The organism is Microseira sp. BLCC-F43 (genome assembly GCF_041929235.1).
Classification (GTDB): Bacteria; Cyanobacteriota; Cyanobacteriia; order Cyanobacteriales; family Aerosakkonemataceae; genus Microseira.
The window spans coordinates 1-21,571 of record NZ_JBHFNP010000153.1; the positions used below are offsets into that span (position 1 = coordinate 1).

The 21,571-nt window shown below is 44.8% G+C and carries 18 protein-coding genes and 2 pseudogenes; 5 read left to right on the forward strand and 15 right to left on the reverse strand.

Going from position 1 to position 21,571, the window contains the following annotated elements; genetic code table 11:
* From ACE1CM_RS21860 to ACE1CM_RS21870, 3 genes and pseudogenes are all read right to left on the reverse strand, one after another.
* A pseudogene (locus tag ACE1CM_RS21860) lies at nt 1-206 on the reverse strand (RNA-guided endonuclease TnpB family protein); the annotation flags it as partial.
* A 173-nt stretch (nt 207-379) separates the two neighbouring features.
* Nucleotides 380-1,150, reverse strand: a complete 771-nt coding sequence (locus tag ACE1CM_RS21865; protein ID WP_374880367.1) for a PAS domain-containing protein — start codon at nt 1,148-1,150, stop codon at nt 380-382.
* On the reverse strand, nt 1,060-1,248 hold the full coding sequence (locus ACE1CM_RS21870; protein ID WP_374880323.1) for a hypothetical protein: 189 nt from the start codon (nt 1,246-1,248) through the stop codon (nt 1,060-1,062). The genes ACE1CM_RS21865 and ACE1CM_RS21870 overlap by 91 nt, the downstream gene beginning before the upstream one ends.
* Nucleotides 1,249-1,621: 373 nt before the next feature.
* Between ACE1CM_RS21870 and ACE1CM_RS21875 the strand changes: the two genes are divergently transcribed.
* Nucleotides 1,622-1,861 carry a hypothetical protein gene (locus tag ACE1CM_RS21875; protein WP_374880325.1) on the forward strand — a complete coding sequence of 80 codons (240 nt, stop codon included), beginning with the start codon at nt 1,622-1,624 and terminating at the stop codon, nt 1,859-1,861.
* A 208-nt stretch (nt 1,862-2,069) separates the two neighbouring features.
* On the opposite strand, the gene ACE1CM_RS21880 is transcribed toward ACE1CM_RS21875, so the two are convergent.
* The 5 genes from ACE1CM_RS21880 to nirB form a co-directional block, all read right to left on the reverse strand.
* Nucleotides 2,070-2,621 carry a peroxiredoxin gene (locus tag ACE1CM_RS21880; protein ID WP_374880369.1) on the reverse strand — a complete coding sequence of 184 codons (552 nt, stop codon included), beginning with the start codon at nt 2,619-2,621 and terminating at the stop codon, nt 2,070-2,072.
* A gap of 99 nt (nt 2,622-2,720) precedes the next feature.
* Entirely contained in the window at nt 2,721-3,998 is a 1,278-nt protein-coding gene (locus tag ACE1CM_RS21885) for a recombinase family protein (protein WP_374880371.1), read from the reverse strand.
* Between the two features lie 126 nt (nt 3,999-4,124).
* The gene (locus ACE1CM_RS21890) at nt 4,125-4,493 is read right to left on the reverse strand and encodes a VOC family protein (protein WP_374880327.1); all 369 of its coding nucleotides are present in this window, start codon (nt 4,491-4,493) and stop codon (nt 4,125-4,127) included.
* Between the two features lie 74 nt (nt 4,494-4,567).
* Nucleotides 4,568-4,927: a nitrite reductase small subunit NirD gene (gene nirD, locus ACE1CM_RS21895; protein WP_374880329.1), complete on the reverse strand. Its 360-nt coding sequence runs from the start codon at nt 4,925-4,927 to the stop codon at nt 4,568-4,570.
* A 194-nt stretch (nt 4,928-5,121) separates the two neighbouring features.
* Nucleotides 5,122-7,659, reverse strand: a complete 2,538-nt coding sequence (nirB, locus tag ACE1CM_RS21900) for a nitrite reductase large subunit NirB (RefSeq protein WP_374880331.1) — start codon at nt 7,657-7,659, stop codon at nt 5,122-5,124.
* Nucleotides 7,660-8,051: 392 nt separating this feature from the next.
* Here nirB and ACE1CM_RS21905 point away from each other — a divergent pair.
* Nucleotides 8,052-8,375 (forward strand): annotated as a pseudogene (locus tag ACE1CM_RS21905) (DUF29 domain-containing protein); the annotation flags it as partial.
* Nucleotides 8,376-8,486: 111 nt separating this feature from the next.
* Here the strand turns inward: ACE1CM_RS21905 and ACE1CM_RS21910 are convergent.
* A complete protein-coding gene (locus ACE1CM_RS21910; RefSeq protein WP_374880333.1) occupies nt 8,487-8,696 on the reverse strand; it encodes a hypothetical protein in 210 nt (69 codons plus the stop codon).
* Between the two features lie 144 nt (nt 8,697-8,840).
* Nucleotides 8,841-9,032 carry a helix-turn-helix domain-containing protein gene (locus ACE1CM_RS21915; protein WP_374880334.1) on the reverse strand — a complete coding sequence of 64 codons (192 nt, stop codon included), beginning with the start codon at nt 9,030-9,032 and terminating at the stop codon, nt 8,841-8,843.
* A gap of 239 nt (nt 9,033-9,271) precedes the next feature.
* Between ACE1CM_RS21915 and ACE1CM_RS21920 the strand changes: the two genes are divergently transcribed.
* Nucleotides 9,272-9,508, forward strand: coding sequence for a hypothetical protein (locus tag ACE1CM_RS21920; protein ID WP_374880336.1), 237 nt, complete (start codon nt 9,272-9,274; stop codon nt 9,506-9,508).
* Nucleotides 9,509-9,656: 148 nt separating this feature from the next.
* Here the strand turns inward: ACE1CM_RS21920 and ACE1CM_RS21925 are convergent, their stop codons facing one another.
* Both ACE1CM_RS21925 and ACE1CM_RS21930 read right to left on the reverse strand, forming a co-directional pair.
* Nucleotides 9,657-10,175, reverse strand: a complete 519-nt coding sequence (locus tag ACE1CM_RS21925; protein ID WP_374880338.1) for a hypothetical protein — start codon at nt 10,173-10,175, stop codon at nt 9,657-9,659.
* 176 nt (nt 10,176-10,351) lie between these two features.
* The gene (locus tag ACE1CM_RS21930; protein WP_374880339.1) at nt 10,352-10,753 is read right to left on the reverse strand and encodes a calcium-binding protein; all 402 of its coding nucleotides are present in this window, start codon (nt 10,751-10,753) and stop codon (nt 10,352-10,354) included.
* A 173-nt stretch (nt 10,754-10,926) separates the two neighbouring features.
* Here ACE1CM_RS21930 and ACE1CM_RS21935 point away from each other — a divergent pair, with 173 nt between their 5' ends.
* A complete protein-coding gene (locus tag ACE1CM_RS21935) occupies nt 10,927-12,435 on the forward strand; it encodes a M48 family metalloprotease (RefSeq protein WP_374880341.1) in 1,509 nt (502 codons plus the stop codon).
* 14 nt (nt 12,436-12,449) lie between these two features.
* Here ACE1CM_RS21935 and ACE1CM_RS21940 read toward each other — a convergent pair whose 3' ends face one another.
* Nucleotides 12,450-12,683 carry a hypothetical protein gene (locus ACE1CM_RS21940; RefSeq protein WP_374880343.1) on the reverse strand — a complete coding sequence of 78 codons (234 nt, stop codon included), beginning with the start codon at nt 12,681-12,683 and terminating at the stop codon, nt 12,450-12,452.
* 358 nt (nt 12,684-13,041) lie between these two features.
* Entirely contained in the window at nt 13,042-13,983 is a 942-nt protein-coding gene (locus tag ACE1CM_RS21945) for an Npun_R2479 family HD domain-containing metalloprotein (RefSeq protein ID WP_374880345.1), read from the reverse strand.
* A gap of 695 nt (nt 13,984-14,678) precedes the next feature.
* Between ACE1CM_RS21945 and ACE1CM_RS21950 the strand changes: the two genes are divergently transcribed.
* The gene (locus tag ACE1CM_RS21950) at nt 14,679-15,809 is read left to right on the forward strand and encodes an acyltransferase family protein (RefSeq protein WP_374880347.1); all 1,131 of its coding nucleotides are present in this window, start codon (nt 14,679-14,681) and stop codon (nt 15,807-15,809) included.
* 126 nt (nt 15,810-15,935) lie between these two features.
* Here ACE1CM_RS21950 and ACE1CM_RS21955 read toward each other — a convergent pair whose 3' ends face one another.
* Nucleotides 15,936-21,527: an AAA family ATPase gene (locus ACE1CM_RS21955; RefSeq protein WP_374880349.1), complete on the reverse strand. Its 5,592-nt coding sequence runs from the start codon at nt 21,525-21,527 to the stop codon at nt 15,936-15,938.
* Between the last annotated feature and the right edge of the window lie 44 nt (nt 21,528-21,571).

Sequence of the window (21,571 nt, forward strand, 5' to 3'; positions counted from 1 at the left end):
GCTTCCAATTGTCTTAGGGTCTGCTGCAAAACATGAATATGTGGCAACTGGAGTTCGGGATACATCTTTTTAGCTGATGTTAAGGCTTTACACTGAGAAGCGTAAGTTGGTCTGGGAGCATCCGCCGGGATAATGTATTCAGAAACTAGACTACATGAATTAACAGCCGACTTGCGAGAATTGACCCAATCCTTACGTTCTCGCATGGCAAACTTTTATACTTTTTTACATGCATCAAGCCACGATTCAAAAGTCTCTATCTGCTGCGCGTTTGGTTTAAGTTTGTACTCGTAGTTTACTGTTATCTTGAAGGTAGTATACCATAGTGAATAAACCAACACAAGTTTATTCACACAACTTGATTAAATAAAAAGCCGCCCTACACTATCGTTAAAGGGCGGGGCTTGTATCCCATTTTTTTGGTCACGATCCAATAATCTGCACCCACCTCGCGCCGGGAAGTAAAGGTACTGGAAATCCAGCGCAGTTTGCCGTTTTTGTCATAAAACCGATACTCCACCGTCGTGGTTCGTCCGGCGAGAATATCTTCAAACGCAGGCAGGATTGCGGTTTGCATATCTTCCTCCAGCACCCGCGACGCCCAGAGGGTTTTATCTGCCATTAATTCAGCCGGGGTATAACCAAACACCACTTCGCTGCCAGCAGATTGGTATTCATACTCAAAGTCTTGATTGGGAAAAACCCTCAGACTGGTAATCGCGGCGATCGCGCTGTCGAGAATATCGCTAAGTTTGGCTTGAGTGCGTTTTAGGGATAGTTCGATTTGTTGGCAATCTCCTATATCTTGACCCACCAACAGCAGGATATCTCGGTTGCGATGACGGATATGGCGCCCATTAATTTTGACCCACAGAATGCTGCCATCTTTCCTGACTAGGCGACCTTCCCAACTCTGGAAAAGATCGTCGGAGTTGGCTGCGATCGCTGCCTCAAATCCTCCGATATCTTGCGGATAAACAAAGTGTAAAATAGAACCTTTAACTACTTCGGCGGATTTATAGCCCAAACAGTTTGAACCGAACTCACTGCTATGACAAATTACTCCCGTCTGATCGACGATGAAGTAAATTGATGGGATGCTTTCCGATAAAAAGCGATACCACTCCAGTTGAGCTTGCGTTTGGTGCAGTGCTGCTTCAATCTCAGATAATTCTGCGCTTGTACCAGTCTGCTGTTGCTCAAAAAAGAAGAAACTTGCTCTTGGGGACTTTTAAAATAATCGATCATTCGTTGACACTCCGCACGACTCCACCCCCTGGAATTGTCGCCAGATCGCTTTTACTTACCATGGTAAATTGCTTTGTTTTTCCCATTTATGCTGACTGATATGACTGAGTTGCTTCCATAGCACTAACCAAGGTCAATCTCCTAGACTAAAGTTGACCGGGCTAGAAAGGTAAAAGTACTGACAACCCTGCTGGTGCAACGCACCCGAATTGGACTCAGAGACTGCAACGCTGCTAACAGAATTGGTGGGATCGGTCAATCTGTTATCTGCGGTGATGCCTTTGCTGGCTTTATATTATTAACCCTCGCCGCCAATTTTTGACTAGCTAAGCGAATTTCTTAGTTACTGTTAATTGTCTCCATCATCACCCACGTGGTAAAGGGTTTTGACGATCGAGAAAGCTTGCTTGCCGGTGTACTGTTAATTCAGTTACTCGTCATGGGTCATGTTTTCACCGAGCAATCAGACCAACCCTATATTTATCAAGGACTTACCCTTACGATGGGTGAGTTATTATTTACACTTGCCTACGTAAACGCTGGTTTCTACATCCTCGAAAGGCAATTTAAGGTTAATTTTTCTTTAACCGCAGCTAGGACAATGGCGGGTTAGAGGTAAAAACTCGGTTGGGAAAATTTGGGTTATGGGTTGTTGATGCTGTGGCGTCCGGTTTTGTGGCGCGAGGTGGGGACGCCCCAACAACGACAAACAGATGATTTCAGATTTTAGGCAATGGGTAATGGGTTCCTACCAGCTAATCAGGATGGGGAATAGGTGACTTCTTACCAATCACCCATTACCCATTACCCATTACCAGCTTTCACACTGCTTGTAACTCGGAAAGACGCACCAGCACCTCTCTGCTATGTACCGAGGGGTTCACTCCTGTAAATTCCTCGCGGATAATCCCTTGCGGATCGATGATAAACGTATGGCGCAGCGAGAAAAATCCCAACCAGGAACCGTAGGTTTTGCTTACTTTACCATCGGTATCCGCTAGCAGGGGAAATTTCAACCCTTCAGAATCGCAAAATTCCGCGTGAGAATCGACAGAATCGGCGCTAACTCCCAAAATTTGGACGCCCTTAGCTAAATATTTCGGTAAATCTTGCTGAAACCGCCGCGCTTCCAAGGTGCAACCAGAGGTAAAGTCTTTGGGATAGAAGTACAAAACCACCCACTTACCGCGATAGTCAGATAGAGACACTTTACCCTTTCCGGTATTCGTTGGTAGGGTAAACTCTGGCGCCGCTTCGTTCAAGGGGGGTAGCTTACCCCCCAGCGCATCAGCAGCAGGGGCGAAGTTAAACCAAGCAATGATGGCTAGACAACTAGCTAATAGGGTACTGACAAAAGTGCGGCGAGAGATCATCGTCAAAATTCAAGTTTTGTTTACATAACTTTACACTTTAACCTGAGATCGGCGATCGAGAAACCCGGTTTGTTAAAGAAACCGGGTTGCTGTAGTTTGTCAGAAAATAAACTGGACTTGCAAATGCCATCGATTATCCTGACGCACTAATTGAATTTGGCGAATGAATTCGCGAAAATAAAATCTGCGTTCGGATTCGGATAAATCGAGCCAAAATTGGGGAATCGAGACAGTTTGGGCAGTTTCGCGCAAATTTACGGGTGGAAGCTGGGCGAATTGACCTTGGAGTTGGGCAATTTCGGTGCGAAGTTTGTAGGCGCGTAAAAGCGCTGTTTCTCGATCTAAAATACCCGCTGCGGTCAGTTGATCGAGTTGGGATAGGATATCTTGTTTAGACGCGATCGCTTCCTTTATCCCCGCTTTCATCCCCGTCATATCGGGTAAATCCATCTCGGCGACGGCTTTAGGTAATTCCCTACAGATGGTGGTGATAGTATCATCTAATACTTGTGCGTAAGCGATCGCCTTACAGTTGGGAAGCTTGGGACAACCGATCGGACGGAGGTAGAGATATTCTTGTTCTTTACGCGGCGAGGTAACACGGGCTACACTCATGTGGGACTCGCACTCAGCGCAAACGACTAACCCAGCAAGACTTCGCGGCGCACTTGCCGTGCGGGGTGGTAAGCGACGGTTTCGGCGCAACAAACGGTCGATTTGGGCAGCTTCTTCGCGGGAAACAATCGCAACGTGGGTATGGGAAATAATATCGTTATTTTGATAAGCCGTATCGCCGCGATAAACTGGATTGGTCAGCCAACGACGCCCAGTAGATACTGATATTTTCTTGCCGTATTTCTTCGCTAAGTAACGCACCGCCCTGCGTAAAGAACCAAATAAGAGAAATTGCTCGAAAAAATCTTTCACCACAGGTGCGGCACTTTTGTCAAGTATATATTTATCTTTACCGCGTCGATAACCGTAGGGAGGTTTGCCGGGAGGGGGTTGAGCATTGAGACGCCTGAGTGCATGTCCGCGACGCAGGCAGCGACTGCGTTGGTAAGAATGGATTAGTTGTAGAAGTTGGAATAGATCGGCACCTTTAGTTATGGGGGTATCGAGGGCGACTAAATCGATACCCAGGGATTCGAGTTGGGAGAAGCGCAAGCTTATTTCCTCCAGCGAGTCGCCTAATTCCTCAATGCGTCGAATTAAAACATAATCCACGGGTTCATTTTGGCAATCTTCGAGCAATTGTTGCAGTTGTTGACGCGATCCCAAATCTTGATAAACGCGATCGACTTCCCACCCCCAGATAGAAGCATCGGGTGCTGCTTCCAGTAATGGATCGCTGTAAAGGTAGGCGATAATTTTCATCGTGTTAGGTGTAGGGGCGAGTTGCAGCAATAATTTTAATCAACCGCCAAGACCCCAACAAGAGATTTTGTAGGTTGGGTTGAGCGATAGGGAAACCCAGGGTATAGGTTTTGCATGTAGGGGCGGTTATAGTATCGCCTCGCTGATTTCTATGATATTGCCATCAGGATCTTGTGTAAATAAAGCCGCCCTACCAGACATACTTATTTGCAGTTCGCATCCATGTTCGAGTAGCTGTTGTTTCGCTGCATCCAAGTTAGCTGCTGAGAAGGCGATATGGGGGTTACGTCCCCACTTTGCGGAATTCTGTAATTCTGGGTTAAGAGTAGTATCGACAATCAAGTGAATTTGGAAGTTGCCAATTTGATACCAAACACCAGGGAATTTGAGTTGTCGATCTACTTTAGATAATCCCATGATAGTGCCGTAGAAGTGTTCGGCACGTTCCAAGTCAGAAACCAACACAGCGACATGGAGACAATCAACGATCTGCATGGCTAGTCGAGTGTAGCAACGATAATTTTATTTTAAGCAGAAAGCGGGTTTGTTTAAGAAACCCGCTTGCTTGACTAACCAATCCCTACTTGCACTGTATCGTTTACAACCCTGACTTTATAAGTTGGCACTTGCACCGTTTCGTCATCCAGACACTGTCCGGTAAGCAAGCTGAAATTTTGCTTGTAAATCGGCGATGCGACTTTGGGGATACCGTTGCGATCGCCTACAATTCCCCTAGACAGCACGTAAGCTTTGCTAAACGGATCGTAATTCCCAATGGCATAAATATCCGTCCCAGGTTCGATGCGAAAAATCGCCACCTGTTCCCCTTCCACCAAAGCACAAACACCCGTATTAGGCACAATATCAGACAGATGGCAAACATCCACCCAAGTCGTAACATTTTCGCGAACCGTTAAAGCTTGAATCATTTTCCCTTCCTTGTAGGTTTGTAGTAGGGACTTTAGTCCCGCTAATTCCCTTCCTTGTAGGTTTGTAGTAGAGACTTTAGTCCCTACTAGCTTAATCTCCAAGTACTAAAGTCCTTGTAATTGGTTTGTAGTAGGGACTAAAGTCCCTACTAGCTTAATCCCCAATGACTAAAGTCCTGACTACGAACAGTTTTTTACCTAGTCGCTAATGACTTCTCCGCTTCTGTTGCAGGGCGTTTTTGTCCCCTTTCTTCCACATACATTAAACTTGTATCTGGTTTATCCGAATTGACAAAATGCCGGAACCGCTTCATTTTTTCTGGACTTTCAATCGTCGCTTTCCACTCGCATTGATACGTTTTGACGAGGTGTTCCATCTGTGCTTCCAGTTCGGCACAAATTCCTAAGGAATCTTCAATAATCACCTGTTTCAGATATTCGATTCCTCCTTCTAGTTTGTTGAACCAAGTCGCCGTCCTTTCCAATCGATCTGCGGTGCGGATATAGAAAACTAGGAACCGATCTAAATACTTAATCAGGGTTTCCTTATCGATATCTGCTGCTAACAGAACCGCGTGTTGGGGTTTCATGCCGCCGTTACCGCAGACGTATAAATTCCAGCCTTTTTCAGTGGCGATAATGCCAAAATCTTTACCTTGGGCTTCCGCACATTCGCGGATACAACCAGAGACGGCGGATTTGAGTTTGTGGGGCGATCGCAAACCGCGATAGCGCAATTCTATTTCGATTGCCAAACTTGTAGAATCTTGCACGCCAAAGCGACACCAGGTGCTACCCACGCAAGATTTTACCGTCCGCAATGCCTTACCGTAAGCGTGTCCGGATTCAAAACCAGCATCAACTAATCTGCGCCAAATCAGGGGTAATTGATCGACTCGCGCACCAAATAAATCGATCCGCTGTCCGCCGGTAATTTTAGTGTAAAGTCCGAACTCTTTAGCAACTTCTCCCAAAACAATTAGCTGATCAGGCGTAATTTCTCCGCCTGGTACTCGGGGGACAACCGAATAAGTGCCATCCTTTTGAATATTCGCCAAGAAGTAATCGTTGGTATCTTGCAATCCCACATGTGATGTTTCTAAAACGTGTTCGTTCCAAGTGGAAGCAAGCATCGAAGCGACGGCGGGTTTGCAAATTTCGCATCCTGTACCCTTGCCGAATTTTTGGATTAATTCGCCAAAGGTTTTAATCCGATTCACCCGCAACAAGTGATAAAGTTCTTGCCGAGAATGGGGGAAGTGTTCGCAGAGATGGTTTTTCACTTCTATCCCTGCTTTCTTCATCTCAGATTTGAGCAAATCTGTCACGAGGGGGACGCATCCGCCGCAACCCGTTCCCGCTTTGGTGCATTTCTTCACGCTGGGAACATCGACGAGGTTATTCTCGCGGATGGCATTACAAATCTGTCCTTTGCTGACGTTATTGCACGAACAGATTTGAGCGGTATCGGGTAGATTTTCCACTCCCATCGCCGGGGTGGATGGTTTTCCTTCGCGGGGGGGTAGGAGTAAATCTTCCGGATAGGGTGGGAGAGTTATTTGGTTTTGGACAAATTGCAGCAACGTGCCGTAAGCGGAAGCATCCCCGACTAAAATTCCACCCAAAAGCAACTTGCCATCTTGACTGAGAACTAGCTTTTTGTAAGTTCCGTTAATTGTATCTGCGATCGCAATCTCTTTCGCACCGGGTGTCTTGCCAAAATTGTCGCCAAAACTAGCAACATCTACTCCCAAAAGTTTGAGTTTGGTAGACATATCCGCACCCGTAAAGCTGCTGGGAGTACCATCGCTGAGGATATCGGCGACGACGCCTGCCATTGTATAACCGGGGGCGACCAATCCGTAAATCCGATTTTGATAAAGCGCGCATTCGCCAATCGCGTAGATATTCGGATCTGTTGTTTGGCAAGATTCGTTGATCGTAATCCCGCCTCTTTCTCCCACCGCTAACCCACATTGCTTCGCCAGTTCATCGCGGGGACGAATTCCGGCAGAAAAGACTATCATGTCCGTTGGCAATTGGGAACCATCGGCGAACAGCATTTTGACGATTTTGCCATTTTCGCTGACAATTTCCGTCGTCGATTTACTCGTATGAACCCCAATTCCCAACTCTTCTATCTTGCTGCGAAGGATGCTAGCACCCGCGTCATCTATTTGGACTGGCATCAGTCGGGGAGCAAATTCAACCACGTGGGTATCTAAACCCAAATTTTTCAGCGCGTTTGCTGCTTCTAAACCGAGTAACCCGCCGCCGATAACCACACCCGTTCTACAGCTTTTGGCATAGGCAGACATCGCCTCTAAATCTTCAATCGTGCGATAAACAAAAGTTCCCGGCACGTCCTTGCCTTTAATCGGCGGGACGAAAGGATAGGAACCAGTTGCCAGGACAATTTTATCGTAGTTAACCTTTACTCCATTGGCAGATAGAACCGTTCTTTCTTCCCGGTTAATCTCAACTGCTTTATCGCCTATATAAATTTGAATACCGTTTTCTTGATATAACCCTGGTTCGACTAAAGATAAATCTGCCGCCGTTTTTCCCGCAAAGAAACCGCTGAGGTTGACTCTATCGTAAGCGACGCGGGATTCTTCGCAAAAAGTAATTAAATTCCATTTTTGGGTAGCACCCTTAGCTATCATCTGCTCTAGGAACTTATGTCCTACCATGCCGTTGCCGATGACAACTAGATTGTTTTTAGCAGCCATTTTTTTACAAAATTAGGGATTTTGTTCGCTTATACGACTTATGAAACCTGCTAAATTCAGAGATTTTTGTATTTTGTGCTACAAAAATCGGTAAATTATGCGGTATGTGAATCACGGCTATTTTATTTTTGCATCGATGGACTGGAATGATGCCCGCAGGGCTAGGCAAAGACTGAAAGCCTGCTAAGCTAGGGCTTGGTTTGTATAGCCGCAGGTTTTAAACAGCGGGCATCTGGGATCGTAATATCTCAAAGTACGGCACAGTGGAACTATGGGCGAGGGAGGCAAGCGTTGTGGAACTCAGCTTACCCAGTGAGTCTGGCGAATTGTAAGAGAAAGATTTTTACGCCTGGACGCAAGAGCAGGCAAAGTTCCTCAGAGATGGAAAATGGAACTGTTTGGATGCCTCAAATTTGGCTCTTGAGATTGAATCTTTGGGAAGACAAGAGCGGCGGGAACTAGAAAATCGTTTGGGGATTTTATTAGGGCATTTGCTGAAGTGGGAGTTTCAATCCGACAAACGTTCTAAAAGCTGGTTTGCCACAATTCGCGAACAGAGGCGTCAAATTTTAAAGCTGCTTGAGCAAAGTCCTAGCTGGAAACCTTATTTACCTGAAGCTTTACAGGATGCTTACCAGGATGGTTTAGATTTAGCTGTGCGCGAAACGTCTTTGGGTTATAAAGATTTTCCCGAACAATGCCCTGACGAACTCTGAGGCAGTAGATGCTTCATTTTTTCCAGGTCAGCAGCTTGAGTCAGATGGCGATTGGTAAGTAGGTGCAGGTGACTGTGTATTATGCTGATCCTGGAAATGAGCCAAGTGTTCCTAGTTAAGAAGTGAGGGAGTCTCACTCAAGACTTTCTGGATACATTTCATCCAATCTTCCCAGGCGGCGGGATCTGCTGGCATCCCATCTCCAACAATTTGTAAACTGCCAAGCAGTGCCCCAATTTCATCAGCCTTGGTGCGTTCATAATAGTCGTCGAGGAATAGCACCATCGCTTCAAATGCCTGCATTTGGGTTAAACTTTCCACGCTTTTTACCTCCATTAGTTAAGGCTGAGAGCGGAAAATATGTTCTAAACGGTTATTTGGAATCAGCAACTTTTGATCGCTAGTGTGTGGTTTCAGTATAAGCGATCGCTCAACAAGTTTTGCGACAGTAGTCCACCTTAACCATCATGGGGATACTTGCCCAGTTGAGCCAAACTCATCAGGTAGATCGTCCAACGTTTTCGCGCGCGATCGCAACAATCGATCCAACGCCTTCATTTGAGCGATCGTGAACGTAGGAATATCATCCCCCGCTTCCCAACGGCTAACCGTTCTCGCCGAAGTGCCAATTTCCCTGGCAAATTCCTCCTGAGACATGCCAAACTCCTCTCTCAATTTCTCTTTAACGGCGATTCGCCTGCTTCTTCTAGGGCTTTTCTGCGCTTGAGCGTGCACTGTTGATCGCAAACTGTCTAGACCTATTGAGAAAAAGCGGTCAAGTCTAGACAATATGTCTATGTAAAGGTTGAAAAAGGGCAGACAACCAAGCAAAGCGCTGGTTGCCAACTTGCCCTTGCTTTTTAGTGTTTCTTCTTTTTGTTTAATCCCACAAAACGATGAGTTACCAAAAGCAACTGAGTCCTTGGGAGATTTATCGCCATTTGCCCAACCTGCAAAGAAGGTTAATTGCCCGTTTTCGCCGTCGTAACGATGCCGAAGCTTATCTAAAAGTTCTCCGGCGGATGCTACCTTTGGCTGAATTTGAGATTGTTTATGGAGCGAATTGGGATATGAGCGATCGCGCCTCGCTGCGTTGCCATCCCGCCCGGAGATTAAAATCCAAGGGCTTTTAGGCAAAGTCCTCTCAAGAGGACTAGGTCAACATTTCAGTCCTCTTGAGAGGACTTCAGCTAAAAGCCTTTGAAATTGATTTCCGGGCGGGCTGTCGGTTTAGGGAAAATTTGTTTTAGGCTTTACCTCGCTAAATGCCTCCGGTGTGGTTTAAACTTTCTGCCTTGTGGGTGTATCGGCAGAAATAAATTGCTGTCCAAACGACACCAACATTGCTAAGAGCAACCCTGCTAGAACGGTAAAAACTTGCGAGGAAAAAACTACCCGTTCTGCTACATCTAGAACGCCGACTAATGCTTTGCCAATTTTTCCATAATTATGAGATTTTCCCATCTTCTGGAGTTCAGAAGATTGTTGCAATAGCGCTCGTTTAATTTCCGGCAATAAGATGTTGAGAATCTCTGCCCCTGTCATTATGCACTTAATAGTCACCAAATACACTTCTGGAGCAAGTGATAGTTGCTTCACTCGATAGTAAACTTGATACTCTGTTGACAGCGGATATAAGAAATGTTCGGGCAATCCCTCTATTGGTTCTGTTCCTAGTAGGTATAACTCGCTTTTGCTCTGACGCTGGAAACGGTTATATTCCACTTGTAAAGTAAATGCCAGGAATTTGGAATGCCAAAATTTATGAACGCTTTCACATTCTTCAATCACAACTTTCATTTATCATCTCCAAGTTTTTCCAGTATCCGGTACGAGGCAACTTTGGAGAAGATGGTTTTTCAGCAGTCCAATGCTACAAACCTCAAGACTAATCTTGCAGCTTTAAGATGTCTTTTCGACTCCCGGAAAATCTCTAGTTTTGCCTCGCACCGCGTTTTTTCGGTGCAGCATATTCATTACAGAGCAGTAGCTTCAAATAAATATAGTTCTTGGGATATACTTACACGATCGTTTCGCAATATCTCAACGATCATTTCGCGCTGTGTTCTTCCTCCAGATAGCGGAGTGCTTAGATCTCCACCATCTAGATGATCGTTTCCAGAGCTGCCATCTAGGCAATCTGTTCCACCAGCGTCGCCAAGTAGATAATCGTCACCACACTCGCCTATCAGTCGATTGCTTTCTGTCTCGCCATATAGCCGATCGTTTTCATCCGCGCCATCTAAATAATCTTGCTGAATCTCAACAGTGAGAATGTAGCCAAGTAAATTAGGACGCCACATTATTGCGGCTACTTTTAGGACGTGCAGCGATAGTTGGGGGTAATAGTTGACGACTATCTCTCTTGGCTTAAGCAAGTTTCACCAGCCACAAACCACAAGCTGAAAGGATATTCGTGGATACCGCGACCTGGAAGCTATGTTTTCAGACCCCGATAAACAAACCCGGTTTTTTGGAAAAACCGGGTTTCTGCGTCAGTCGATCCCTCTAGATGTAAAATCCGATCAAAAAGCATCTCGCGGAAGTTCGTATGAAAACAGTTTGGAACTCCCTGCTTATCGCCCTCACCTTATTGCTGTCAAACTCGGCATCCGTTGTTTTGGCAGAACCAACAACAATCGAACACACCACACCGATCGAAGACCCTTTAGCAACCGAACCGAAAAAAAGTCCCGAAGAACTTGCTCGATATCAAAAATTAGTCGAAGCGGACAGATTATATTTAGCAGGCGATCGCATCGCCGCCCTTAACCTCTATCGCCAAGTCAAAACCCCCTTTGCTGAAATCTCCGAATCGCAACCAAAACCAGAACCGATTCTCGACCCAACTCAACTCCCCCCCGCCGGACAAGTTTACTGGCGCGAAGCCCTTGCCGGAATCGATCAAAAATTAGAAAGCCGCATTTTTGTACCCCTACAACTCCTCGTCGAACGCTATCCCGAATTTATTCCCGGACACTTGCGACTGGCGCAAGCATTAAAAGATTACAACCGTTCCGAAGCAGCACTGCAAGTCCTAGAAAAAGCCTATTCCCTTTATCCGAATCAACCCGATTTACTCAAAGCCAAAATAGCCGCACAAGCTGCATCGGAAAATTGGTTAGAAGCATCCATCGCCGCGCGACAATTTGCCTTACTCAACCCCGATCATCCCCAAGCAGCAGAATTTACTCGCTTAGCAGACGACAACTTAAAAAGGTATCGCTCCCACCTGCGATCGCAACTGCGAGGGAATGCGATCGCCAGCGTCCTCACCGGCGCCCTATCCTATGCCCTCACCGGCAGTATTTTCGATCCCATATCCGCCGTAGAAACCATAGCCATCCTCATCCAAGGCGAACAAGCCATCGGCGAAAGAATCGCCAAATCCGCACAACGACAACTCGACTTAATCAAAGATCCAGAAGTTTTAGACTACATCAACTCACTCGGACAGAAACTCGCCAAACTATCCGGGCGCGACGACTTTGAATTCCAGTTCTACGTCGTTCTAGACGAAGATTTAAACGCCTTCGCCCTCCCAGGCGGCAAAATTTTTGTCAACGCCAAAGCCATAATTCACAGCAACTCCGAAGCCGAATTAGCCGGATTGCTTGCCCACGAAATATCCCACGCAGTTTTATCCCACGGCTTTCAATTAGTTACCCAAGCCAACGCCATCGATAACGTAGCCGTACTAATTCCCAGAGGCGGAATTCTTTCCAACTTACTCACCCTCAATTACAGCCGCGAAATGGAACAACAAGCCGATATCTTAGGAACTCGAATTCTAGCAGCTTCCGGTTATGCCGCCGACGGCTTGCGAAATCTCATAATTACCCTCAAAAAACAACAACCAGAATTTCCCATCACCTTCCTATCTTCCCACCCAGATACCGACAACCGCATCCGCTACTTAGAAAACCTCATCCAACGCAACTCTTACAATCGCTATGCCTACGAAGGCGTCGCCCGTCACGCCGAAATTCAAACCAAAATCCGAAAACTCTTGCGCGACTACAAACAACAATCAAGACAGCGTCAGCGTCACCTAAATTAATCCAGTCTTACCAATCAAACACCCACCCCTATAATCCCGATTTCCCAAAAAAACCGGGATTCTCTAACAACACTGAAAATCTCTCTCTTTCCTCTTCTCTTGGCGTTCTTGGCTTCTTGGCGGTTCATTAAATCAGCATTTTTCGGATAGGAAAAAAAGTGAATAACAAAAGTGAAAATCTCTCTCTTCTCTCTTTTCTTGGCGTCCTTGGCTTCTTGGCGGTTCATTAAAAAAGTAATTATCTGCACCTGCCCAATTCCAGACTTGCCTCAAAACAGCTTTTCTGATATTGTGAATTTTAGGTGTATGCTCAGGGGAGCAATATAAGCAAAACCTGCCAAGCCACGCAAATACAAGCTTAAACCCAATTATAAAGAAATATGAAAACAGGCATTTGTTGTTAAACCATGACAATTTAATTGAGATAAATTTTCATTAATTTGACGAAATTGCGGCATTTGGGGGGTTGAAAAAAAAGGCTTGAAAATGTTATAAATAGAAAATGGTATTTTCAGGGGAGCAGTGCGAGCAAAAAAGGGAGAAAAGTTTTTTGAGAAGCGATCGCTCACCATAGCAGGTAAACTCAAGGTGGGCGATCGCTCTGGCTTAGTTCCGAATCAAACGCAAAGGGGAAGAACTCGGTTCCTTGTCATGAATTGCCTCAGACAAAGGGCGCGAGCGCTGGTTTTGAAGATTCAAACCCTTTCTGCTTTGATGCAGATCGTGTTCGACGCGAAACACATTGGCAAACAAGTTCGCCATAATCTGCTGACCCTGTTGGGTTAGCTCCAAGTAGTCCAACGCATCTTCGATATAGGGATAGGCCACATTCCAGAAGAAATTGGCATAATTCCGCCGCAAATCGCCGGGATTATGGCATTTCAGTTTTTTATTCGCTCCCGTTTCTTCAAATTCGTAGAACAAAGCGCTGATTTTTTGCAGGTAGCGGGGGTCGGCCAATTGACCGATTAAATCCGCAGCACGAGCTAAACCAGGATAATTGAGCGTATCTTGATGGGCAAGAGAAGGCGGCACCGGGAAACGAGTCAATTCGATATGGCGCTTGATTGTTTCAGTATCGATCAGTTTGTCACCGCCAAACCGCTCGTCGATAAACAACTTACCCCGGTCTACGTGATAAGGAGTGAGACTCGCATCGGTACAACCTGCTGGCAGCTCAACCATCTCGCCGTTGATTCCCGTCGCGTATAAACTTGCGCCCCGATTGTCAGCGCGGCAGACTCCCTTGACGTAACCAATATCGTGGCACAACAAGGAAATAATAAAATGCAGCCAATCTTCTGGGGATACCCCACCCTGGCGCATGTGCTTGCCGTGGAGAATTTCCTGCCCCGTCAAAGTCACCAAAATCGTGTGTTCCACATTGTGATAGAGCGCGTCGCTGGTGGCGATATTTTCTAGCGCCATATGAGCAGTCCATATCAGTATATCTACGTAATCCGGTTTCAGTCCACCATAGGCGTGACGATAACCTTCCCGCAACTGGTTGGCAAAGTCTTTAACGAGTAATTGAGTGGAATTATACATTTTTCCTACCTTTGCCCCAGGCGGGGCGCTCCAAGTTCTTAATTTGTAGATGCTTAACCTAATAATGCCTTTAAACGCTTAAAAATTAGGAATCAGATTACTATAACCCGACATCCTAACCCAAACAATACAACTTATCTCTGACTGTATTCCTAATATCCGTAATTTCTCCCTTGTCATGTGTGATGTGATGTTGTATCCCAAGCGATCGCGACCGCCTTCTTACGTGATTACGCGCAGATATAATCTGTGATATAGAACATATAACTAAGCGGTCGCGCGGCGAGGGGCGATCGTCCGCAGCAGGACCCAGACAAGGGAGAAAGATAAGTTGTAGGTGGATATGGTTTCGTGAAGCACATCTTTTCGCACTGCTTCCCAATACAAGAAATCCATTTCCAGGTTCAGTCGTTTCGGATACGTTTACGTATTTTTACGAACCGCAGAGGACGCAGAGGACGCAGAGGAGGAGACAAGAGAGAATTTTTCATGGACTGAAATCTCTAATTCTAGGGTAAGACTATAAATGGTTACTCGTTTCCCACCTGAAGCAGATCTATTTACTGAACCGCCAAGACGCCAAGGACGCCAAGAAAGAAGGCAAAAAGAAAGTAGCTTCTCTAGATGGGATCAATTGTAGTTGGTAGTGGGGAAGCACTTCGCTTCTCTTCCTTGTCTCCCTCATTTCTTTCGCCATGACACAAGAGCAAAATAAACTATCTACGCGCCTGATATCCCTGGATGTGTTTCGGGGGATAGCGATCGCTGGCATGATTTTGGTGAATCAGGCGGGTGTTGCGGATAAAGTATATCCGTTTTTGGCACATGCGGACTGGAATGGATGTACTTTGGCGGATTTGGTGTTTCCGTTTTTTCTGTTTATTGTGGGGGTAGCGATCGCTTTCTCTTTTTCTAAGTACGGCGAAGGCGCAACTCCTCCCGCTTCTGTCTACTGGCGCATCTTGCGTCGCAGTTTAATCCTTTTCGCTTTGGGTATATTGCTAAACGGCTTTTGGAATTATAACTGGGACAAGATCCGCATTATGGGGGTGTTGCAGCGCATCAGCGTCTCGTATTTGCTAGCATCCCTCGCGGTGCTTAAGTTACCTCGGAAGGGACTATGGGCGTTGGCGATATTGTTACTTGTGGGATATTGGATAGCGATGACAGTTATCCCCGTTCCTGGATACGGCGCCAATGTCTTGACGCGGGAAGGGAATTTCGGCGCTTATATCGACCGTTTGATAATACCAAGCGCTCATTTATATAGGGGAGATAGTTACAATTCTCTGGGAGATCCGGAAGGAGTTTTTAGTACTTTACCCGCCGTGGTTACAGTTTTATTAGGTTATTTTACCGGACAGCGGTTGCGTCAGCGCCCGATTGATTCAAATAAGAGTATGGATTTGGTGCTGTTTGGTCTTGGTAGTTTAATTATCGGCATTCTGTGGGATGGGGTTTTTCCGATTAATAAAAAGCTTTGGACGAGTTCATACGTTGTTTTTACCGCTGGATGGGCGTTGTTGGTTCTCGCAGCTTGTTATGAATTAATCGAAGTGCGTAAAATCCGCCGGTGGGGAAAACCTTTTGCGGTTATGGGTGTGAATGCGATCGCTATCTTCGTCGCTTCGGTTTTAGTTATCAAAATTTTGGTTAAAACTCAAGTCGGAAATGCTTCCTCTACTTTTGAATGGATTTACCAAAATATTTTCGCATCTTGGGCGGGTGGGATGAACGGATCGTTATTATTCGCCCTCGTGACGTTATTATTTTGGTGGGTTGTCGCTTATGGGATGTATCGACGAGGATGGTTTATCAAAGTTTAAAAATCAGAAACCAGACTTTTTAGAGAAGTCGCTAGTTACATTTTTGCTTCTGCTAATAGCTAATGGCTAATAGTATATCCGCCAAATCTTCCCATGAGCAATTAGCAATTAGCAATTAGCAATTAGCTACTCAATTGGTAGAACGATCGCAAATTCTGTCCCCTCTCCCAAGACTGACTCGCAGGTCAAACTTCCCTGATGGGTTTCTGTGACAATTTGACGGCTAATTGATAATCCTAATCCGGTCCCTTTTCCGACTGCTTTTGTGGTAAATAAGCGGTCAAATATTTGCGCTTTTACTTCTTCGGTCATGCCTTTGCCATTGTCTTTAATTTTAATCAATAGGTTTTGATTATCTGCCGATATTTCTGTTTTGATGGTGATGGTATTGGGACAGTTTTGAATTTCCGCAAAAGTGCGATTTTGATTAGATTCATCGAGGGAATCGATGGCATTTGCCAGAATATTCATAAATACCTGATTTAACTGTCCTAAATAGCACTTGACTTGGGGAATATTTCCGTAATCTTTAACGATTTGAATTTCGGGACGCTTTTCGTTAGCTTTGAGGCGATGGCGTAAAATCATCAAAGTGCTATCGATTCCTTCGTGAATATTTGCCTCAACTTTTTCAGCGGTATCGGCGCGGGAGAAAGTGCGGAGGGAGGTGCTGATATTTTTGATGCGATCGCACCCCACTTGCATCGACGCTAGCATTTTGGGTAAGTCTTCTAAAAGATATTCGATCTCCAATTCTTCGGCTTTTTGCTCAATTTCATCGCCGGGATTGGGGAATTTTTCTTGATAGAGTTGCAGGAATTCTGCGATGTCTTGAACGGATGCGATTGCTTCGTTAATATTGCCGGAAATAAACCCAACTGGGTTATTGATTTCGTGAGCAACTCCTGCTACTAAATTCCCCAAAGCTGACATTTTTTCACTTTGCACCAATTGCAGTTGCGTTTGTTGAAGGTCTTGGAGTGCTTGCTGTGCTTGCTGATAGAGTCGAGCATTTTCTAAAGAAATCGCCGCTTGGGAACAAAGGAGGTTGAGGACAGTGATGCGATCGCTTGTAAATGCCTCGATTGTTAAGCGATTTTCCAAATAAAGAATCGCCACAAGTTCGCCTTGTTTGAGAATCGGAGTGCAAAGTAAACTTTTGGGTTTAGTTTGTATAAGGTAGGGATCGCTGATAAAGGCAGGATGGGAAATAATATCTTGAGTCAGGAGTAATTTATGAGTCCGTTTGACAGTATTGATAATAGTTAAAGGCAGGTTTTGAGCTGATTCTAGGGGAGTGGAATCAAAACTGCACTTTGCACCCGCGACGCACTCAAAAGCAACTTGCCAATTTTCCCCATCTTTCAAAATTAGAACACCTTTATCTGCACCTGCATTTTCCAGCGCTAATTGCATCAATTTAACCAGCAGTTTATCCAGATCAATTTCGCTAGAAAGAGCTTGAGAAGCCTTAATAACAGCTGCTAAATCTAAAGCATAAGAGGTATTGGTATGGGTATGGGTAGAATGGACGGTGCTAGTCGCTTCCAAGGATAGAGTTTGACCGGAATTTGTCGGCATTTTTGGCTGCTGAAAAATGGGAGACAGCAATTCGGGATAGCGTTGTTCTAAATCTGCAACTTTCGCTTTAGCTTCCCAACGGGCGTAGCAATAGTAAGCTTCAATTAAGTAGCTTTGGGCAATTTTTTCTTTGCCCCATTCTAGGTAGAATTTAGCAGCAAGTTCGTTAGCTAATGCTTCTTCTTGAATGTAACCGTTTTGTTTGGCTACAGAGATGGCACAATCGTACAATTCAAGTGCCTCTGTTTTTTGTCCTAAAACTCGATGTTTTTCGGCTGCAACTAAGTCATACTTATGCTTGAAGTTCATCGGCGCATAGTGCGCCCATTTTTGCAATATTTCCTGATTGGACTCTACAATCGCTAGATCCGTAACCGGATAGTTTGCCAAAATTGCTAATGAGTAATAAAATTTGTGCAAAGATACCATCATTGGTGAAAACTCACTGTTGATGCATTCAGCCCCTAAGATAGAATGTTCCAAACAGTCTGGATAATCTCCTAACAAATACAGCAGAATCGATTTGGCAACATATGCAGAAAATAGCAGCGTCAGGTTATTAGATGCTTGTAACTGAGGTATTATGAATGTCTCATCAAAACTTTCTCCGATCAAACGAGTTGCATCCACAGATTCTCCCAGTAGATTCAACACAGTTTGTCGCCAAATTCCCAAAAAATTAATCGAAAAATCTAATTTCAACTTAAGTAATAAATCTCGTAATGGTTCCTGTAATTCTTTAACTTCCTTGAGATGTTCGCCCGCGAAGAAAAGGTGATTGCAGTAATTCATCGCACAATAGGATGCATACTCGAAATCCCCCGTATCTAAGCCTACTTGTAGTCCATTGAGAAAGGGAATTAAACTGGCGCTTCCATGTTCTTTATGAGGGCGGATAAAGACGTTAAAAATCAGTTGCAATTTAGACTCAATTTGTTTAGCGTTAAAGCGTTCTAGAAGTTGCAGCGAGAGTAACCCGGAGTGATATCCGCGATCGATATATCCACGGTGAAGAAACAACAGCGCCCCAAAGCCATATCCAACAGCAGATAATGGTGAATACCCATGCTCAAAAGAAGCTTTAATTACAGCCAAGGTTACTTTAGGAAAAAGATCCGGTTGGGCGAAGTAAGTAGGACTAATCAAACGCGCCAGGATTTCCACTTTAGCTAACTCAAAAGCATCGGTCATTACTTTGAGAGAATCAACAGACTCAAGACTAGGTATTTCTATATTGGTTAAATCGGCATCTGAGGAAGGCGATAGAGAAAATCCTAATAATTCCAAAGCTTTTAAGCCAGTTTCAATGGCTTTTAGCATGTGATTTTGAGCAATATAAAACTGGATTTTTAGTTGATATACTGCTACGTTATCCAAAACTGTTTTTGTATGTTGCAGAGTTAAATCTGCCAGTTCAGCAGAACGAACAAAATTAGAATTTAGATACTCTAATTCAATCGCCTCCAGATGTAAAGCTAGAATCAATTCATATCGATCTTGCCAACTGTTTTCCGTCAGCAGCGTTAGACCAATATTTGAGTATCTGAGTGCAGCTTCATAAGCAGCAGAAGCTTTCGCCTTGCGTCCAGCAATTAAATTCAATCTGGCTAAATCATCTTTTTGCAAAGGTTGAGCGATCGCCTCTCTTCCCACATTTAATTGGTTGACAATATTAAAAATATTTAACTCGCTTTCTGTTTGTTTTGTATTTTGCAAAAGCAAGTACCCAATTTTGAGGTGAGTTTCCTGTTTTGTATCTTCTGGAATCAGCGAGTAAGCTGCTTGTTGGACGCGATCGTGGAGGAATTTATACAGCGGATTGCAAGCGAGTGAAGGAAAGCCTTCTGGCGCCTTTTGTGTAGCGGCAGCATTAATGCTGCCCGCACACCGCTGTCGGTGTACCTCATCCGGCTGCAAACCGCTATAATTGGCTGATTCACCCTCAGTAATCGATAAGGAGTGGGAGATTTCCCTATCTTGGAAAAACTTATAAACCTCACTCGTAGGAATCAGTAAACCTTGCTGCAATGCCTTCCACAAATCAGCCGCCGTTTCCACTTGAGACTTCTGATAAACAATCGCCAGCGTCCCTAAATCAAAAGAGTTGCCAATACAAGCAGCAAGTTTCAACACATCTTGAGTTTTTCCTGGCAACTTCTGTAACTGAAGTGCCATAAATTCCACCACATCATCGGTCAAAGATAATGCCTTAACTTGGGCAATATCGCACTGCCACCCCCCTTGACTTCCCCCCTTACCAAGGGGGGATTGAGGCAAGATAAAATTAATCAGCTTATCTTCGTACAGCGATTTGAGGAATTGGGTAGCAAAGAAAGGATTTCCTTTGGTTTTTTGGTAAACTAATTCCGTCAAGGGTAATGCGATTTCTCTAGCACAATTGAGCGTGTCAGCAATCAAGTTATTTAAGTCATTTGATTTCAGAGGATATAACGCAATTGTATTAACAGTAGCTTTGGCTTTTTTAATTTCTGACAAATTCAAAATTAATGGATGTACTGGGGAAACTTCATTATCTCGATAAGCACCGATCAGTAGCAGATAGCCACTATCAGTTTCGCTCATTAATAATTCCATCAATTTCAAAGATGCCGAATCCGCCCATTGCAAGTCATCCAAAAAGATGACAAGGGGATGTTCTTTGGTAGTAAAAACAGAGATGAATTTATGGAACAATAAATTGAAGCGATTTTGTGCTGCACTGCCTGATAGTTCCTGGACGGGTGGCTGTTTGCCAATAATTCGTTCCAGTTCCGGAATAACTTCAATAATAACCTTAGCTTGGTCGCCCAAAGCCGCGAGCATCTTTTCTTTCCACTGTTGAACTTTGATGTCGGTTTCTGTCAGCAGTTGCCACATCAAATCGCGGAAAGCTTGCACGAAGGCAGAGAAAGGAATATGGCGATTAAATTGGTCAAATTTCCCTTTAATAAAATAGCCGCGTTGTTTGACAATCGGCTTGTGAACTTCGTTGACAACGGCAGTTTTACCAATCCCAGAAAATCCTGCCACCAGCATCAGTTCGGTTTTAGATTTTAGTTTTGGCGCTTCTATCTCCGCGTCCCCCCATCCCCGCGTCCCCGCGTCTTCTTCCCCTGCTACTCGGTTAAAGGCAGCGAGTAAAGTTTTGATTTCTTCGTCGCGACCGTAGAGCTTTTCTGGAATAATGAAGCGCTCTGATATATCCCGGATTCCTAATTCAAAATAATCGATATTGCCAGTTTTTTTCCATCGAGATAGGCAAGTTTCTATGTCATGTTTTAATCCCAAAGCAGTTTGATAGCGTTCTTCGGCATTTTTCGCCATCAATTTGCTGATAATTTGCGATAAAATAGGTGGTATATTGGGGTTTAAACTGCTAACGCATGGGGGTTCTTTGGCAATATGACAGTGGACTAATTCCATTGGGTCATCTGAGGTGAAAGGCAACGTTCCCGTCAGGAGTTCAAAGAAAGTCACCCCCAAAGAATAAAAGTCACTGCGGTAATCAATACCCCTGTTCATGCGTCCGGTTTGTTCGGGAGAGAGGTAAGCAAGCGTTCCTTCAAGGACGTTGGGACTGGTGATAGTTTGCGTTTCTCGCGGTAGAAGAGAGGAAATGCTGAAGTCGATGAGTTTAACTTGTTTGGTGTGGGGGTTAATTAAAATATTGGCGGGTTTGATGTCTTTGTGAATCACCCGGTAGCGATACAATCCATCTAAGGTCGAAACAATTTGCAGCGCCATCGGCAAAAATTCAGCAATGGGTAATGGAGTTTCCAGACAAAGCTGTGGGAACGAGGTAATCGGTAATGTTTTGGATTTTGTTTGCTCTATTGCTGCCAATAAGACAGTATATTCTTTGAGGGAGATACCGCCAAAGTCCTCCATCACTATGGCGTAACCGTTGCCATAGGTTTCTAAACTGTAGGGACGAACCACTCCCGGTAGGTCGAGGTTTTTGGCAATGGTGTATTGATTGCGGAATTGCAGCAATTCAGCGAAGCTGGGATAGGGATTCTTGAGGATTTTGACGATCGCCGGTTGTTGGTCGGACTCTCGCAAACCTCGATAAACAAGCGTTCTGGAACCGTTGTAGATTTGTTCGCTAATCTGATAACCGGGAAAACTGATCGACATAGCTGGTCACATCCTCGCCTTGAGACTGCTTAGATTTATTTTGC